Source organism: Bradyrhizobium sp. USDA 3397 (assembly GCF_054060965.1).
This window is the reverse complement of the sequence record NZ_JBSSDS010000001.1, coordinates 6,330,843-6,346,493: the sequence shown is the minus strand read 5'-3', so window position 1 is coordinate 6,346,493 and position 15,651 is coordinate 6,330,843. Positions and strand designations below refer to the sequence as shown.

Sequence of the window (15,651 nt, the reverse complement as noted above, 5' to 3'; positions counted from 1 at the left end):
CTGCAGAGACAGACTGGATTGCTTCGTCGCAAGAACTCCTCGCAATGACAGCAGGGCCTCACAGCGGCGCAGCGCTCTCGCCCTGCGAGCTCGACAGCTTCGAAGCGAGCGAGGCGATGACGATGACGACCGCGATCAGCGCGATCACCAGCGTGCAGATCGCGTTGATCTCGGGCTTCACGCCGAGCCGCACCTCCGAATAGATGCGGATCGGCAGCGTCGCCGAGCCGGGGCCGGTGGTGAAGCTCGCGATCACGAGATCGTCGAGCGACAGCGTGAACGCCAGCATCCAGCCCGCGACGATCGCCGGCGCAATCAGCGGCAGCGTCACGGCCACGAACGCACCGACGGGATTGCAGCCGAGATCCATCGCCGCCTCCTCCAGCGAGCGATCGAGCGAGCCGAGGCGCGACTGCACGACCACCGCGACGAAGCACATGGTCAGCGTGGTGTGGGCGATGGTCACCGTCCAGAAACCGCGCTCGGCGTTCAGCGCGACGAACAGCAAGAGCAGCGACAACCCGGTGATCACCTCCGGCATCACCAGTGGGGCGTAGAGCATGCCGGAGAACAGGGTGCGTCCGCGAAAGCGCTCACCGCGCGACAGCGCCACCGCCGCGAGCGTGCCGAGCAGCGTCGCAATGGTCGCGGAGGCGACCGCAACCCGCAGGCTCATCCAGGCCGCCTCGATCATGGCGCGGTCGTTGAAGAACTCATGATACCAGCGCAGCGACCAGCCGCCCCACACCGTCACCAGGCGCGAGGCGTTGAAGGAGTAGAGAACGAGGATCAGGATCGGCAAATAGAGGAACGCCAGCCCCAGTGCGAGCGAGGCGATGTTGAAGCGGGACAGGCGGGAGACCTTGCGCATCGCGCTACCTTCCCTGTTCCAGCTGCCGCTTCTGCAGCCGCTCGTACGCCAAGAGCGGCACCAGCAGCACGACCAGCAACACGATCGCCGCAGCGGAGGGCAACCGGCCAGTCCTTGTTGGTGAAGAATTCGAGCCACAGGGTCTGGCCGATCATCAGCGAGTTGGAGCCGGCCAGGAGATCCGGAATCACGAACTCGCCGACGATCGGGATGAAGCACAAGAGCACGCCGGCGCCGACGCCGGGCAGCGACAGCGGGAAGGTGACGAGCCAGAACACCTGCCAGGGCGGCGCGCCGAGATCGGCGGCCGCCTCCTCCAGCGCCGGCTCCATCTTGGCGAGCGTCGCGTAGAGCGGCAGGATCATGAACGGCAGATAGGAATAGACGATGCCGATATACATCGCGGTGTCGGTGGAGAGCCACACCACGGGCTGGCTGACCAGATGCAGCGCCAGCAGGACCTGGTTCAGCAGGCCGTCGTGCTGGAGGATGTTGATCCAGGCGTAGATGCGGATCAGGAACGAGGTCCAGAACGGCACGATCACCAGCACCATCGCCACGGCCTGCCAGCGCTTGGGCAGCCGCGCCATGCCATAGGCGATGGGATAGCCGATCAGGAGCAGCAGGGCGGTCGCGGTGACCGCGACGGTGAGGCTGCGCACATAGGCGAAGACGTAGATGTCGTCGGAGACGAGCAGCTTGAAATTATCGACCGAGAGCGCAGCGAACGCCGTCCTCAGCGCGTGCCATCCGGCCGTCAGGTCGAACACCGGTTCATAAGGCGGCTGCGCGATCGCGGTCTGCGACAGGCTGATCTTGAGCACGAAGCCGAACGGCACCAGGAAGAACAGCATCATCCAGACATAGGGCGCGATGGCCGCGAAGCGCGCCGGCTTTGCGAAGATGCGGCGCGAGCTCATGATTGCAGCACCACGCAATCGTCAGGCGTGAACCAGGCGACGACATGCTGGTTCAGGCTGTAGGCATCGACGTCGAGCCGCGCGCTGTTGGCGACCGACGCCTGCAGCATCCCGCCGGTGTCGAGCTTCACCTTGTAGGTGGTGGTGCCGCCGAGATAGCAGATGTCGGCGATCACGCCGTCGAGGGTGTTGATCGCGGTCTCGCGACCGGCCTCGTTGACCGGGCCGCGGCGCGACAGCTTGACCTTCTCGGGGCGGATCGCGACCGCCAGTTTTCCGGTGCCGACCGCCTCGCGCGGCTCGGCCACCACCAGCGCCCCCGCATCAGGCGTGCCGATGACGAGACGATGGCCGTCGCGCAATTTGGACTCGCCGTCGAACAGGTTGATGTCGCCGACGAACTCGGCGATCCAGCGCGAGCGCGGCGCCTCGTAGAGCTCGCGGGGGCTCGCGACCTGGGCGAGCTTTCCGGCGTTCATCACGCCGATTCTATCAGCCATCGTCATCGCCTCCTCCTGGTCGTGGGTGACGATGATGAAGGTCATGCCGAGCCGCCGCTGCAGCTCCATCAGCTCGGCTTGTGTGTTTTCGCGCAGCTTCTTGTCGAGCGCTGCGAGCGGCTCGTCGAGCAGCAGGAGCTGCGGGCGGCGCGCCAATGCGCGGGCGAGCGCTACGCGCTGGCGCTGACCGCCGGACAGTTGGTCCGGCTTGCGCTTTTCCAATCCTTGGAGCTTGACCAGCGCCACCATCTCCGCCACGCGCGTGGCGATGTCGGCCCGCGGCATGCCGGCGCGCTTCAGGCCGAAGGCGATGTTGTCGCGCACCGACAGATGCGGGAACAGCGCATAGTTCTGGAACATCATGTTGATCGGGCGCTCGTGCGGCAGCGCCTGCGCGATATCCTGGCCGCCGAGCAGGATACGCCCCTCGTCCGGCGCCTCGAAGCCCGCGAGCATGCGCAAGAGCGTGGTCTTGCCGCAGCCGCTCGGGCCGAGCAGCGCGAAGAACTCGCCGGCCTTGATATCGAGCGACACGCCGTCGACGGCGCGGAACGTGCCAAAGGTCTTGGCGACGCCCTCGATGCGCAGCAACGGCTGGCCGGCCGCGGGACATGCGTCTCCGCCAGCCGTTTCAGCCGCAACGTTCGTTCCGGGCAATTCTTCCGCCATGGTCCCTGCCAACCCCGATTCCGCCGCACGCTAGCGGCCGATCGTGTTTAGCTCAACCGGTTCGGGGTGAATCGTTCACATCCGCCATGAACGCCGCCAGCGCCTCACGGTCCGCCGCAGGCATTGTCAGGCCCAGCTTGGAACGGCGCCACAGAACGTCATCCGGAAACCGCGCCCATTCGTGGGCCATGAGATAGCGCACCTCGGCGCCGGTCAACTCGGGGCCGAAGGCAGGGCCAAGCTCTTCGCGTGTCGTTGCTTCACCGAGCACGGCCGCCAATCGCGAGCCGTAGGCCGCGACCAGGCGCTGGGCTTCCGGCTCGGACAGAAAGCGCCAGCGCTCGCGTGCCAGGTCGACCTCGGTGTCGAAACGATCCCAGGCGAAATCTCCACCGGGCAGCGCTGCACCGGCGGTCCAGGGCGGCGACATCGGATAGAACGGCGTCAGCTTCGTCATCGCCCGCTCGGCGCGCCGGCGCGCGGTGGTGAGGTCGCCGCCGAACATCGTGATCAGCGGTGCCTTGCGCCGGCGCGCGTGGAACGGGTTGTGCCCTCGCGTTGCGGCGCCGACGCCGGCCTCAGATTGACGCCGCAGACCGCCCGGACCACGTCGGTCGGGGCGACGCGCTCGCGGAAGTAGCGGCTCGCCGCTTCGCAGAGATAACCGACATCGGCCCCTCGCACCGCCACGATGGCGGGGTCGCCGGTGAAATCGTGCGTGACCGTGCCGATCAGCGTGAACGCGCGCTCGAACGGGCTTGCGAAGATCAGCCGCCCGTCGTTGTTCTGGAAGACGTAGACATTGTCTGAATCGAACAGCCTGGGCACGATGATCTGGCTCATCTGCATGGCCGTCGCGGCGGGCTGCGGCTGGCGCAGGACCGTCTCCGCGACGATCGAGGTCCAGCCGCCACTGGTATTGGCCAGCGCCCTTGCTGTAACGGAGCGGCGGTGGCCGCGATCGACCACGGCGAGCCGCCAGATGTCGGTTCGGTCGGCACGCACGCAGCGCGCCCCGGTCCGGATCGTCGCACCGCGCTCGGCGGCGTCCAGCGCAGTGAGCACGACAAGGCGGGAATCGTCGACGATACAGTCCGAATATTCGAACGCCGTGCCGAACGGGCGTTTCAGCGCGTTGCCGACCGGGTGATGGGTGATGTCGAGGGTCTTCGATCCGGGCAGGCCGCTCCGGCCGGCGAGGACGTCATAAAGAAACAGGCCGGCCCGCAGCAGCCACGGCGGACGCTCGTCCACATGTGCAGGAATCACGAAACGCACCGGCCGCACCAGATGCGGCGCGATGGCGAGCCAGGTCCGGCGCTCGGCCAGTGCCCGGCGCACCCGCCAAAAGCCGCGGCGCTCCAGCACCGAGAGATCGCCGTGGATCAGCCGCGGTGTGGCCGACGACGCCGCGCCGCCGAGATCGCCCTGCTCGAACAGGATCACCCGCAGGCCACGGCCCGCCGCATCGCGGGCGAGGCTGACGCCGTTCAGGCCGCCGCCGATGATCGCGAGGTCGTAGTCCGCCATGAAGCCGTCGAATGGGAGCGAAGCACTCCCATCACTAGAGCGATTTCCGTTCCGATGAAATCGGAACGGTGGCTCTAGATTCATATTCTGACGCGTTTTCTCGACGCGAGCCGATGTCCACTTCGCTCGAAAACGCTCTAACCGGTCTTCAGCGCAAGCTCCATGGCTTCGGCGCGGCCGATGAGCCCGGCATATTTGCCGATCGGCAAAGGCTTGCCGAGCAGATAGCCCTGTACCCCGTCACAGCCTTCCTTGGCGAGGAAGGCGAGCTGGTCGAGCGTCTCGACGCCCTCGGCGATGATCGACATTTCGAGGCCGTGGCCGAGGTCGATGACGGCGCGCACGATCGCCGCCGATTGCGGGTTGCGGCCGAGATTGATGATGAAAGCGCGGTCGATCTTGATCTTGTCGAACGGAAACGCCTGGAGATAGCTCAGCGAGGAATAGCCGCTGCCGAAATCGTCCATGGAGATGCGCACGCCGAGCGCCTTCAGGCGGCGCAGCAGCGCAAGGCCGCGATCGAAATCCTCGATCAGAACGCCTTCGGTGATCTCGAGCTCGAGCCGGCCGGGTGCAAGGCCCGTCTCGATCAGGATCGAATGGACGAGGCCGACCACGTCGCCGTGCATGAACTGCGCCGGCGACAGATTGACCGCGACCTGCAGCGGCTTCGGCCAGGACGCCGCCTCGCGGCAGGCCTCGCGCAGGATCCACTCGCCCATTTCGACGATGAGGCCGCTCTCCTCGGCGATGGGAATGAATTCGGCCGGCGAAACCTGGCCGCGCACGGGATGCTGCCAGCGCGCCAGCGCCTCGAAGCCGATGATCTCGCTCTCGGCGACGCTGTGGCCCGCGGCCCCCTGCGGCTGGAAGGCGAGCGAGAGCTCGCCGTTCTTGACCGCCATGGAGAGGTCCTGGTGCAGCACGCGGCGGTCGCGGATCTGCTGGTCCATCTCGGGCTGGTAGAGGCTGATCGTGCCGCGCGACTTCTGCTTGGCGCGGAACAGCGCCGCGCCGGCATTGGCGAGCAGCGAGGCGCCATCGGTGCCATTGTGGGGGAAGACCGACATGCCCGTGGTGATGCCGGCGCGGACCGGCCGGCCGTCGATCTGAAAATCCTTCGCGACGGCTTCGCCGATCTGCCGCGCCAGCGCGAGGCCGGCCTCGGGCTGCTTGCCGTCGATGATCAGGCCGAACTCGTCCCCGGACAGGCGCGCCACCACGCCGCCGCGTGCGGAATCCTGGAGCCGATGGGCGACCTCGATCAGGAGCTTGTCGCCGAGCGCATGGCCGAAGACGTCGTTGACCTCCTTAAGGCCGTCGAGGTCGACGCAGAGCACGGCGAATTCCTCGCGGGTGCCCTCGCAAGCCTCGATCATCTGGGTCAGAGCCTGCAGGAAGGCGGCGCGATTCGGCAGATCGGTGAGGCCGTCGTGATAGGCCATGTGCGCCATGCGCGACTCGGTCTGCCGGCGGTCGGTGACGTCCTCGTGGGTCTTGATCAGATATTGCGGCTCGCCGGCGTCATTGAGCACGGTGGCGCGGCGGGTGAGGAACAGCCGCAGGCCGTTCTTGGTGGAGATCGGATGCTCCTCGGTGATCATCCCGCGCTTCCTGATCGCGGCCTCGTCGCGCGCGACGATCAGCTTGGCTTCCTTGGCGTTGAAGATGTCGGACGCGGTCAGGCCGGTGGCTTCCTCGCGCCTGCGGTTGAGGATCGTCTCCGCGCTGCGGTTGGCGAGCAGATAGCGGCCATCCTTGACCTGCTCCACGATCAACGCGACCGGGATGTTGTCGACCACGAGCTCGAGGAACTTCTTGGTGCTCTCCAGCTCCTGCGACAGCGAGCGGCGGTCGGTGATGTCCTCGAATAGGATGAGCAGAAATTCGGGCTTGTTGCTCTCGTTGCGGACCACGATCCGGATCGAGGCGACCATGCGCCGCGCGCCGGCACGATCCACCTCGAACTCATTGCGGTGCTGGCCATCCGGTGAATTGAGCGCCGCCTGGTCAGCGGCCTCGATGCTGGCCGCCGAGGCCGACGCAAACAGCTCCCGTGCATTCCTGCCGACGGCGAAGTCCCGCGACAATCCCCAGAACTTCTCATAGGCGCTGTTGGCGAAAATGTAGCAGCCGTCCTCGATGTTCTTGGCCGCCACGCAGGCCGGCACATGATCGAGCACCGATTCCAGGAACTGCTTGGTGGAGGCGAGCTGCCGCGACAGGTTGCGCTGCTCGGTGACGTCGAGGTGGGTCGCCACCGAGCCGCCGTTCGGCAACACGAAATACTTCACCAGGATGGCCCGTCCGTCCGGCAGTTCCGTGGTCAGGCCATTGGCGCTCGATGCCTTCTCGTAAAATTCGTCATCGGTGACGCCGAGCACTCCGCGCTCGCGGCGCAGCCTCAGGATGTCGCAACCGGTCATGTTGGGCCGGAGGTCGGATCGCGTCAGGCCATAGATCTCGAGATAGCGGTCATTGCAGAAGATGACGCGGCGCTGCGCATCCGTCATCACCACGCCCTGGTTGAGGTTGTTCATGGCGGAGGAGATGAAGGCGTTGCGACGCAGCTGCAAACGGCTGGACCGGCGCAGCGAGGAATGGATCCACAGCCCGATCGCGGCGAGGAACGAGCAGACCACGATGCCCGCGATGAGGGCTTCCCAGATCACGCCGGGATCAAGCCTGGTGAGATCGCCCGGAACGGCAAGTCTGTCCGATGCCGCAAAGGCGCGCGCAGGCGCGCCCGTAACGGCCAGGCATAGGAGGGCGTGCACAGCAATCGAAAGCGTGCTGCCCACGTGCCAGTTCTTCTCAGCCATCAGCCACCCGCGATTTCAACGTCGGATTGTCTGGCCTCGCGGGTTTGGATCGGGTAAACGCCTGTGGGCACAACAGAATAATGTGACATAAAATGCGGCAATTGCCCTGACATGATAAACGACTTCTTAACGGAAGCCCCGCTTGCGCCGCCGCATCCGGACCGTGCGCCACCGGTGCTTCCAACTGGTTTCCTGCACAACCATGGATAGGGTCGATTGCGTCGTCATCGGAGCCGGCGTGGTCGGGCTCGCGGTGGCCCGGAAGCTCGCCCAGGCCGGGCGCGAGGTGATCGTGCTCGAGGAAGCCGAGGCGATCGGCACCGTCACCTCCTCGCGCAACAGCGAGGTGATCCATGCCGGCATCTACTACCGGGCCGGGAGCTGGATGGCGCGCATGTGCGTGGCAGGCAAGCACGCGCTGTACCGCTACTGCGCCGAGCGCGGCATCCCGCACAAGAATTGCGGCAAGCTGATCGTCGCGACCAGCCCGAAGGAGACCGAGAAGCTCCAATCGATCAAGGCGCACGCCGAGGCCAACGGCGTGCTCGACATGCAGCTGCTCTCGGGCGAGGCCGCACGCGCGCTGGAGCCGGCGCTCGCCTGCGACGCCGCGCTGCTGTCACCGTCGACGGGCATCATCGACAGCCACGCCTACATGCTCTCGCTGCGCGGCGAAGCCGAGGACGCCGGCGCAGCTTTCGCGTTTCACACCCCGCTGATCCGTGCCAAGGCGGCGGCCGGCCTCATCGAGATCGATGCCGGCGGCGAGGCACCGATGACGCTGCAATGCAGCCTCCTCGTCAACGCCGCGGGGCTGTCGGCGACGCATGTGGCGCGCTGCATCGACGGCATGCCGCTGGACCGGATTCCGCCGGCCTATCTCGCCAAGGGAAACTACTTCAGCTGCAACGCCAGGGCGCCGTTCTCGCGCCTGATCTATCCGGTGCCAGAGCCCGGCGGCCTGGGCGTGCACCTGACGCTGGACATGGCAGGACAGGCGCGCTTCGGGCCTGACGTCGAATGGATCGAGACGATCGACTACGAGGTCGATCCGTCACGCGCCGAGCGCTTCTATCCCGCGATCCGCAAATACTGGCCGACGCTGCCTGACGGCGCGCTGATGCCGAGCTATTCGGGCATCCGCCCGAAGATCGTGCCTCCGGCCGTGGCCACGCAGGATTTCTTGATGCAGGGCCCGCGCGATCACGGCGTTGCAGGCCTGATCAATCTGTTCGGCATCGAATCGCCGGGACTGACGTCCTCGCTCGCGATCGCCGATCACGTCGCCGAACTCGCAGACATCGAGAGCGTTTCGAGAAGCGGATAAGTGTGCGCGTCGAGAACCACGGGTCCAAGCAAGAGTGAGCGCCGCACAACCGCGTGCACGGTACACACCTTGCAGCAGGGATGAGCACGAATGCTCTCATCCCTGCGTGAAGGACGTGATCAACTCTACACTGTCACGGGGGTTACTAGTGGAGCGTGTCGCCAGATTGCTTCAGACGCTCGATCTGGTCCTTGACCATCAACTTCCGGCGCTTCAACTCAACAATTTGCAGGTCGTCTGTTGAAAGGTGCACGAGAGCTTCGTGCAATTCGTTTTCGAGAAGTTTGTGCTTCCGTTCCAATTCAACGAGATGTGCCTGAATTGTCATTCGAAACCTCCTCGGTAGGGTTGAACCTTTAGGATTCGATCCGGACAACCAAGTCTACATCACCGATTCGTCCTGTCGATGGGTATCCGTCGTTGCAGCGTCATTTTTGAAAGTTCATATGTAACGAAGCGTGACTATGGGAACCACGCCGGAAAAATCCATGATATCAATGCGCCGGCGCACCGTCGCAGCCCCTTGCAGAAATATGTTGCGGGAGATCGGCGAGGAGGGATCGCAGATCGCTTGCGATCACGCGGCGCAAGGACGATAATTTCCACAGGGCATCCACAGCCCAGATCTCACGCCTATCGGTTTTCGGCCACCGCAGACATGACCAATGAAGATGAGCGTGAGCTCGAAGCCGAGCTCACCCGGTTGCAGCAGGAACACCGAGATCTTGATGCGGCGATCGATGCGTTGCATCAATCGCCCGCCCCCGACCTGTTGCGGTTACAGCGCCTGAAGAAGCGCAAGCTGTTGTTGCGCGACCGTATCGCGTTCATCGAAGACCAGATCACCCCCGACATCATCGCCTGACCGTGAGCCGGTCTTGCGCGGCGCCCCGCCGCTTCCGAATCCGCTTGACTCAATAAGAACAAAATAGGAACATTCGCGGGCGCCCCAACACCTCAGAGAACGCTCAAGGACAACACACGAGGACAACGCAGATGTCGGCAACCGCCCTTTTCGACAACAGCCATTACGAACAGGCCTGCGATCAGGCGATCGCGATGTGCGACGGCAATCTGCGCAGCACCATCAAGGCGCTGATCATGGCCAACGAATATCTGGAAGCCGAGCTGGAGGAATTGCAGGCGGCGATTTCCGCCGGCTGCATTCCGGAGATCTCGCGCAGCAAGATGCGGAGCAAGAGCAGCGCCGCATAATCTTCAACCTTGGAGCAACGCCATGTCGGATGTGACCTATTACGTTGCAATGCCCTTCTTGATTGATGACGACGGATCACCCGTCGCAGGCGCTGCAGAGGAGTGCCAGTCCTCGACGGCGGCGCTGCGACGCGCCGAGATGCTGGCGCGCGGCGCCGGCCATATCGGCGCAATCGCGTTCAGCCGCAGCGGCGATCCCATGACGGGCGAATTTGGCGACGCGACGCTGCTGCGCAAGTTCGGCAACGTGCCGGACGATCTTGCCTCCCTGTAGACTAGCGCTCGCTGCCGACCAGCTTGATCCGCGGCTCGTGCCGGCGGCTCGCCTTGCGCACATACATGGCGGCATCCGCCTCCTCCAGGGCGCGGCCTGCAGCGGATTGCGGACCGAGCAGCGCGACGCCGGCCGAGGCGCCCGCGGTCACGTGCTGGCCGCGAAAAACGAATGACAATTCGTCGATCGCCTGCTCCAGGGCCGCGGCCTTCGCCTTGGCATCGGTCTCGCTGAGATTCCAGAGCAGCAGCGCGAACTCGTCGCCCCCGAGCCGGCCGACCACGTCCGAGGCGCGGACCTGTCGCATCAACGTGGCGACGATCGCCTTGAGCACCTCATCGCCGGCGGCATGACCGAAGGAATCGTTGATCGGCTTCAACCTATCGACGTCGAGCACGATCAGCGCCCCGCTGGCGCGGTAGCGCTTCATATAGGCGATGGCGCGCGCGAGCTCGCGCTCGAAACCGCGCCGGTTGGGAATCCCGAGCAGGAAATCGGTATCGGCGGCCGCCTCGAGCTCCGAGATCCGCAGCAGGGCCGCCTTGAGCTTGCTCCTGAGGCCGCGGATGATCGCCTTGCCGTCATCAGCAGCCGGCGCTCTGCGCAAGGCCGGTTTGGCCGCGCGGCTCGAAACGGCTTTGGGTCGGGCGGCGCTGATGTTCCGGCCCTTTCTGACCTTCGCAGGGCTCGCCCTTTTCGGTTTCTTCATGGGCATCCTGCTCAATGAAGGCTTGCGGGGATTCACCAAGACAGGATAGTGGATTCCCTTCTCCTTGCCACCGCCTTGCGAGCCGCCGGCCGGAATCATTAATCTGGCCTATCTCTCTGTTTTTCTGGGCACAATTGACGTCATGACCGCGCCGATCGCCATCATCATGGGAAGCCAGTCGGACTGGGATACGATGCGGCACGCCGCCGACACGCTTGACGCGCTCGGCATTGCTGCCGACAGCCGCATCGTCTCGGCCCACCGCACGCCCGACCGGCTGTTCACATTCGCCAAGGGCGCCAAGGCCGCGGGTTACAAGGTCATCATCGCCGGCGCCGGTGGCGCGGCCCATCTGCCCGGCATGGCGGCGGCGCTGACGGAACTCCCGGTGTTTGGCGTTCCCGTCGAATCCAAGACGCTCAAGGGCGTCGATTCGCTCTATTCAATCGTCCAGATGCCCGCGGGCATTCCGGTCGGCACCCTCGCCATCGGCAAGGCCGGCGCGATCAATGCTGCGCTGCTGGCAGCCGCCGTGCTGGCATTGTCCGACCCGGCCCTGTCGGATCGCCTCGCCGCCTGGCGCAAGGCCCAGACCGAGGCGGTCGCCGAGCGGCCGGAGGACAAGGCGTGATGGGCACCAGGCACGTGAAGCTGAAGCCCGGTGACACCATCGGAATCCTCGGCGGCGGACAGTTGGGCCGGATGCTTGCCATGGCCGCGGCGCGACTCGGCCTGCGCTGCCAGGTGTTCTCGCCCGATCCCGATTCACCGGCCTTCGACGTCGTGCTGAACGCGACCTGCGCCGAATATGCCGACGTCGAGGCGCTCGAATTGTTCGCACATGATGTCGACGTCATCACCTACGAATTCGAGAACGTGCCGGCGGCAGCCGCGCTGGTATTGGACGCGCGCCGCCCGGTGCTGCCCAACCGCAAGATCCTCGAGACGACCCAGGACCGGCTCGCCGAGAAGGATTTCGTGACCAAGCTCGGGATCGGCACTGCCGCCTACGCCGACGTCACCTCCGTCTCCTCGCTGCGCGAGGCGATCGCCAGGATCGGCCTTCCAGCGGTGCTGAAAACCCGCCGCTTCGGCTATGACGGCAAGGGCCAGGCCATCATCCGCGAGGGCGACGACATCGCGAAGGTGTGGACCAGCCTCGCCACCAAATCGGCGATCCTAGAGGCCTTCGTGCCCTACGAGCGCGAGATCTCCGTGATCGCCGCGCGCGCGGCCACGGGCGAGGTCGAGTGCTTCGACGTCACCGAGAACGAGCACCGCGACCACATCCTGAAGATATCGCGTGCGCCCGCGCCGATCCCTGACGCGCTCGCCGAGGAGGCGCGCAGCATCGCGAGCAAAATCGCAACCGCGCTCGACTACGTCGGCGTGCTCGCGGTCGAAATGTTCGTGCTGGCAGGCGGCACCGGACCGAAGGTGCTGGTCAACGAGATTGCGCCGCGCGTGCACAATTCCGGGCACTGGACGCTCGACGGCGCCTCCGTCTCGCAATTCGAGCAGCACATCCGTGCCATCGCCGGCTGGCCGCTCGGCAAGCCGGTGCGCCACGGCGAGGTCGTCACCATGACCAATCTGATCGGCGACGAGATCAACGATTACGAAAAGTGGCTGAGCGTGCCGGGCGCGACCGTGCACATCTACGGCAAGGGCGCGCCGCGCCCCGGGCGCAAGATGGGCCACGTGACCGAAGTCAGGCCGCCCCGGGACAAGTGACGGGATCGCAGCAAGAGCTGCAATCCCGCCGGGTGATTGTGATTACTTACGCCGTCTTCACACCCGCAACGATGCCGGTGGGCTCCTCGCTGAGCCAGCGATAGATCACCCCACCGAGCGCGCCGCCGATCAGCGGCGCGACCCAGAACAGCCAGAGCTGCGCCAGCGCCCAGCCGCCGACGAACAGTGCCGGGCCGGTGCTGCGTGCCGGGTTCACCGAAGTGTTGGTGACGGGAATGCTGACGAGGTGGATCATCACCAGCGCGAGCCCGATCGCCAGCGGTGCGAAACCCACCGGCGCGCGGCCATGGGTTGCCCCCATGATGATGAACAGGAACATCATGGTCATCACCACCTCGGTGAGGAAGCCGGCCATCAGGCTGTACTGGCCGGGCGAATGCGCGCCGTATCCGTTCGATGCGAAGCCCTTGCTGACGTCGAAGCCGGGCGCCCCGCTGGCAATAACATAGAGCAGCGATGCGGCGACAATCGCGCCCGCCACCTGGGCGATCACATAAGGCAGGATCTGGCCGGCCGGAAAGCGGCCGCCGGCGGCGAGACCGACCGTGACGGCCGGATTCAGATGGCAGCCCGAGATGTGACCGATCGCATAGGCCATCGTGACCACGCTCAATCCAAAGGCGAGGGAGACGCCGACAAGGCCAATGCCGACCTGCGGGAAACCGGCCGCGATCACTGCGCTTCCGCAGCCTGCGAATGTCAGCCAGAAGGTGCCGATGGCTTCGGCAGCGTATTTTTTGATGTCCATTGTAGTCCCCTCATTGCAAAGATTCCGGAACAAGCTCCGGCGCGGCCCCGTCCTCGGCGCCAAATCGCCCAAATCGGGGCCGCATGGAGGTATTTTCGCCGCATTTAATGGCCGAACTTGGCCCGAAAACCCGCTTGGCCGGTGGACATCTGCGGTTTTGTCTGATACATCGGCGCGCTCAAGGTTAAGGGCTTGCGCGTTTCGCCATCCCCTTTGACTTACCAGAATTCAAATCCGATCCACCTGAAGAGGATGCCGCGTGCAGGTTCTCGTTCGCGATAACAATGTTGATCAAGCCCTCAAGGCGCTGAAGAAGAAGATGCAGCGCGAGGGAATTTTCCGCGAGATGAAGCTCCGCGGTCATTACGAGAAGCCCTCCGAGAAGAAGGCCCGCGAAAAGGCCGAAGCCGTGCGCCGCGCGCGCAAGCTGGCCCGCAAGAAGCTGCAGCGCGAAGGCCTGCTGCCGATGAAGCCGAAGCCGGTGTTCGGCGCCGGCCCGGGCGGTGATCGCGGCGGTCGTGGCGGCCCCGGCGCAGGTCCGCGCGGACCGCGCTGAGCCGATTCAGCAAGACTCTAGTTTTCGATGACGCGGGCCCCAGGCCCGCGTTATTGTTTTGAGGACTTGTCGGATCAAGCTCTAGCGCGAGCCAACCGTAGATGGCCTCTCCTTTCTCCCAGCGCGGCCTTCCGCGACGGCGCCGGATCTGGCAGCCGCCGCTCGCGGCGGCCCTGACGGGGATCGTGCTGGGCGGCTGCTCGTTCGATCTGGGATCGCTGATGCCGGAGAAGGATAAGCCGCAGGAGGCCCCCAAGGCCGCCGCGCCGGCCGAGAGCGCCGTGAGCGCCGGCAACGTCACCGAAGCCCAGGCCCATACCGCGAAGGCCCAGTCCCTGGCGAAGTCAGGCGAGACCGAGGCAGCGCTCGACGAGTTCAATCGCGCGATCGGCCTCGATCCCTACAATGCGCAGGCGCTCTATGGCCGCGCCCTGATCTACCAAGGCAACAACCAGCACGACTTCGCGATCGCCGATTTCAGCGCCGCCAGCGGACTCAACCCGCAAAAGGCCGAGCCGCTGCTGGGCCGCGCCAACAGCTATCTCGCGCTCGGCAAGGTCAAGGAGGCCGCAGCCGATCTCGATGAAGCCTCCGAGGCCGATCCGAACAATGCCCAGGTCTGGACCGCGCGCGGTCAGGTCTATGAGCGCCTGGGCGACAAAGCCAAGGCGGCGGCGTCCTACACCAAGGCGGTCGCGCTTCGTCCACGCGACGAACCCGCCCGCAGTGGTCTCGCCCGCGTCGGCGGCTGACGGTTTGGCGCAGGCTGAGCGGAGTTCTAGTCGGGCGTGGCGCTCTTGGGCAGAACGGCGTTGAACATCGACTTCATGCCCGACAGCATCTCGTCGGCGACATTGGTCTTCTTCGGCCGCGGCAGGGCGGCGCCCGCATCGGCACGCAGGTCGAGCGGCGGTGCGATGACCGGCACGGGAATGTCGGCCGGCGGCGTCACCCGATTCGGATCATCGTTGCCGATCGAGGCCGTGTAGGGCGGATTGGAGCCCCCATTGCCATAGGCCTCGGGTGAGGGCGTCGAGACATTGATCGGCGGCGGCAGCGGACGGACTGGAGACGGCTCCACATTCACGACCCGCGGGGCCTCCGGCGTGCGGGCGGCGTCCCGCACCGCAGGCTCAGCCGGCTTGGTCTCCGACGCGCGAGCCTCGGACGGCTTGGTCTCGGACGCTCTGGCCTCGGCAGCCTTGCCCTCGGGCGACTTGCGCAGACGCTCGATCGCAGCACGCGCCAGATCGTTGGCATCGGGGGCCGGGGAAGCCGCCGTCGGGGCCGAATTGGCCTCAACCACGGGAGCAGAGGCAGCCGGTGCGGATTTCGCCGCGGCCTTGTCGCGGGCAGAGGGACGGCCGCGCGGGCCGGTCTCAGCGGGAGCCACGTCTGCGGCCTTGGTCTCGGCGGCCGGCGGATGATCGACCGGCTTCTCGACCGCCGCCTTGTCCGTCACGCTCTTCTCGGGGATGCCCTTGGCCTTGACGCCGGGAGCGGGAAGGTTGGCGGTATCGGTGGGCTTGCCGTCGCTGCCGGTCTGGGCAGGCGCGGTTACGGCGGCTGGGGTGTCGGCGGCGGGCTTGGCGTTGATGTAATGATTGACGATGTAGGCCCCGATGATCGTCGCGAGCACCGAGGGGAAAATATCCATCGAAATTTTTGCGAGGTATTTCAGCATTCCGACCACACTCCCCGCGCGACCTGATGCGGGAACTTTAGGGCATTGTGAGGGATCAACTGCGACGGATC

The 15,651-nt window shown here is 65.6% G+C and carries 15 protein-coding genes and 2 pseudogenes; 8 read left to right on the top strand and 9 right to left on the bottom strand.

Features of this window, described 5'->3' with window-relative positions:
* Positions 1–58: 58 nt before the first annotated feature.
* The 5 genes and pseudogenes from ACVWYQ_RS29365 to ACVWYQ_RS29345 all read right to left on the bottom strand — a co-directional run bounded on the left by ACVWYQ_RS29365 (position 59) and on the right by ACVWYQ_RS29345 (position 7,312).
* On the bottom strand, positions 59–871 hold the full coding sequence (locus ACVWYQ_RS29365) for an ABC transporter permease (RefSeq protein ID WP_157286887.1): 813 nt from the start codon (positions 869–871) through the stop codon (positions 59–61).
* Between the two features lie 4 nt (positions 872–875).
* Positions 876–1,791: pseudogene (locus ACVWYQ_RS29360) on the bottom strand (ABC transporter permease).
* Positions 1,788–2,960 carry an ABC transporter ATP-binding protein gene (locus ACVWYQ_RS29355; RefSeq protein ID WP_456726618.1) on the bottom strand — a complete coding sequence of 391 codons (1,173 nt, stop codon included), beginning with the start codon at positions 2,958–2,960 and terminating at the stop codon, positions 1,788–1,790. The pseudogene ACVWYQ_RS29360 and the gene ACVWYQ_RS29355 overlap by 4 nt, the downstream one beginning before the upstream one ends.
* 52 nt (positions 2,961–3,012) lie before the next feature.
* Positions 3,013–4,490: pseudogene (locus ACVWYQ_RS29350) on the bottom strand (glycerol-3-phosphate dehydrogenase).
* Between the two features lie 137 nt (positions 4,491–4,627).
* Positions 4,628–7,312, bottom strand: coding sequence for an EAL domain-containing protein (locus ACVWYQ_RS29345; RefSeq protein WP_404654960.1), 2,685 nt, complete (start codon positions 7,310–7,312; stop codon positions 4,628–4,630).
* A gap of 202 nt (positions 7,313–7,514) precedes the next feature.
* Between ACVWYQ_RS29345 and ACVWYQ_RS29340 the strand changes: the two genes are divergently transcribed.
* Positions 7,515–8,639 carry an NAD(P)/FAD-dependent oxidoreductase gene (locus ACVWYQ_RS29340; protein ID WP_404546054.1) on the top strand — a complete coding sequence of 375 codons (1,125 nt, stop codon included), beginning with the start codon at positions 7,515–7,517 and terminating at the stop codon, positions 8,637–8,639.
* A gap of 145 nt (positions 8,640–8,784) precedes the next feature.
* Here the strand turns inward: ACVWYQ_RS29340 and ACVWYQ_RS29335 are convergent, their stop codons facing one another.
* A complete protein-coding gene (locus tag ACVWYQ_RS29335; protein ID WP_008546178.1) occupies positions 8,785–8,967 on the bottom strand; it encodes a YdcH family protein in 183 nt (60 codons plus the stop codon).
* Positions 8,968–9,297: 330 nt separating this feature from the next.
* On the opposite strand from ACVWYQ_RS29335, the gene ACVWYQ_RS29330 reads away from it, so the two are divergent.
* The 3 genes from ACVWYQ_RS29330 (at position 9,298) to ACVWYQ_RS29320 (ending at position 10,128) form a co-directional block, all read left to right on the top strand.
* A complete protein-coding gene (locus tag ACVWYQ_RS29330) occupies positions 9,298–9,504 on the top strand; it encodes a YdcH family protein (protein ID WP_008546179.1) in 207 nt (68 codons plus the stop codon).
* A 131-nt stretch (positions 9,505–9,635) separates the two neighbouring features.
* The gene (locus tag ACVWYQ_RS29325; RefSeq protein ID WP_035998725.1) at positions 9,636–9,854 is read left to right on the top strand and encodes a hypothetical protein; all 219 of its coding nucleotides are present in this window, start codon (positions 9,636–9,638) and stop codon (positions 9,852–9,854) included.
* Between the two features lie 22 nt (positions 9,855–9,876).
* Positions 9,877–10,128, top strand: a complete 252-nt coding sequence (locus tag ACVWYQ_RS29320) for a hypothetical protein (RefSeq protein WP_157286891.1) — start codon at positions 9,877–9,879, stop codon at positions 10,126–10,128.
* A gap of 1 nt (position 10,129) precedes the next feature.
* Here ACVWYQ_RS29320 and ACVWYQ_RS29315 read toward each other — a convergent pair whose 3' ends face one another.
* Positions 10,130–10,837: a GGDEF domain-containing protein gene (locus ACVWYQ_RS29315; RefSeq protein ID WP_456726617.1), complete on the bottom strand. Its 708-nt coding sequence runs from the start codon at positions 10,835–10,837 to the stop codon at positions 10,130–10,132.
* A 142-nt stretch (positions 10,838–10,979) separates the two neighbouring features.
* Between ACVWYQ_RS29315 and purE the strand changes: the two genes are divergently transcribed.
* Together purE and ACVWYQ_RS29305 are read left to right on the top strand one after the other, a co-directional pair.
* Positions 10,980–11,468, top strand: a complete 489-nt coding sequence (purE, locus tag ACVWYQ_RS29310; protein ID WP_157286893.1) for a 5-(carboxyamino)imidazole ribonucleotide mutase — start codon at positions 10,980–10,982, stop codon at positions 11,466–11,468.
* Positions 11,468–12,571, top strand: coding sequence for a 5-(carboxyamino)imidazole ribonucleotide synthase (locus tag ACVWYQ_RS29305; RefSeq protein WP_456726616.1), 1,104 nt, complete (start codon positions 11,468–11,470; stop codon positions 12,569–12,571). Before purE ends, ACVWYQ_RS29305 begins: the two co-directional genes overlap by 1 nt.
* A 46-nt stretch (positions 12,572–12,617) precedes the next feature.
* Here the strand turns inward: ACVWYQ_RS29305 and aqpZ are convergent, their stop codons facing one another.
* Positions 12,618–13,340 (bottom strand): aquaporin Z, encoded by a 723-nt coding sequence (aqpZ, locus tag ACVWYQ_RS29300; RefSeq protein ID WP_456726615.1) that lies wholly within the window; start codon positions 13,338–13,340, stop codon positions 12,618–12,620.
* Positions 13,341–13,599: 259 nt separating this feature from the next.
* On the opposite strand from aqpZ, the gene rpsU reads away from it, so the two are divergent.
* Complete coding sequence (gene rpsU, locus ACVWYQ_RS29295; protein ID WP_008546194.1) at positions 13,600–13,896, top strand: 30S ribosomal protein S21; 297 nt, start codon at positions 13,600–13,602, stop codon at positions 13,894–13,896.
* A 101-nt stretch (positions 13,897–13,997) separates the two neighbouring features.
* Positions 13,998–14,648, top strand: coding sequence for a tetratricopeptide repeat protein (locus ACVWYQ_RS29290; RefSeq protein WP_404546046.1), 651 nt, complete (start codon positions 13,998–14,000; stop codon positions 14,646–14,648).
* A 26-nt stretch (positions 14,649–14,674) separates the two neighbouring features.
* Here ACVWYQ_RS29290 and ACVWYQ_RS29285 read toward each other — a convergent pair whose 3' ends face one another.
* Entirely contained in the window at positions 14,675–15,580 is a 906-nt protein-coding gene (locus ACVWYQ_RS29285) for a hypothetical protein (protein ID WP_404546045.1), read from the bottom strand.
* Positions 15,581–15,651 lie beyond the last annotated feature (71 nt).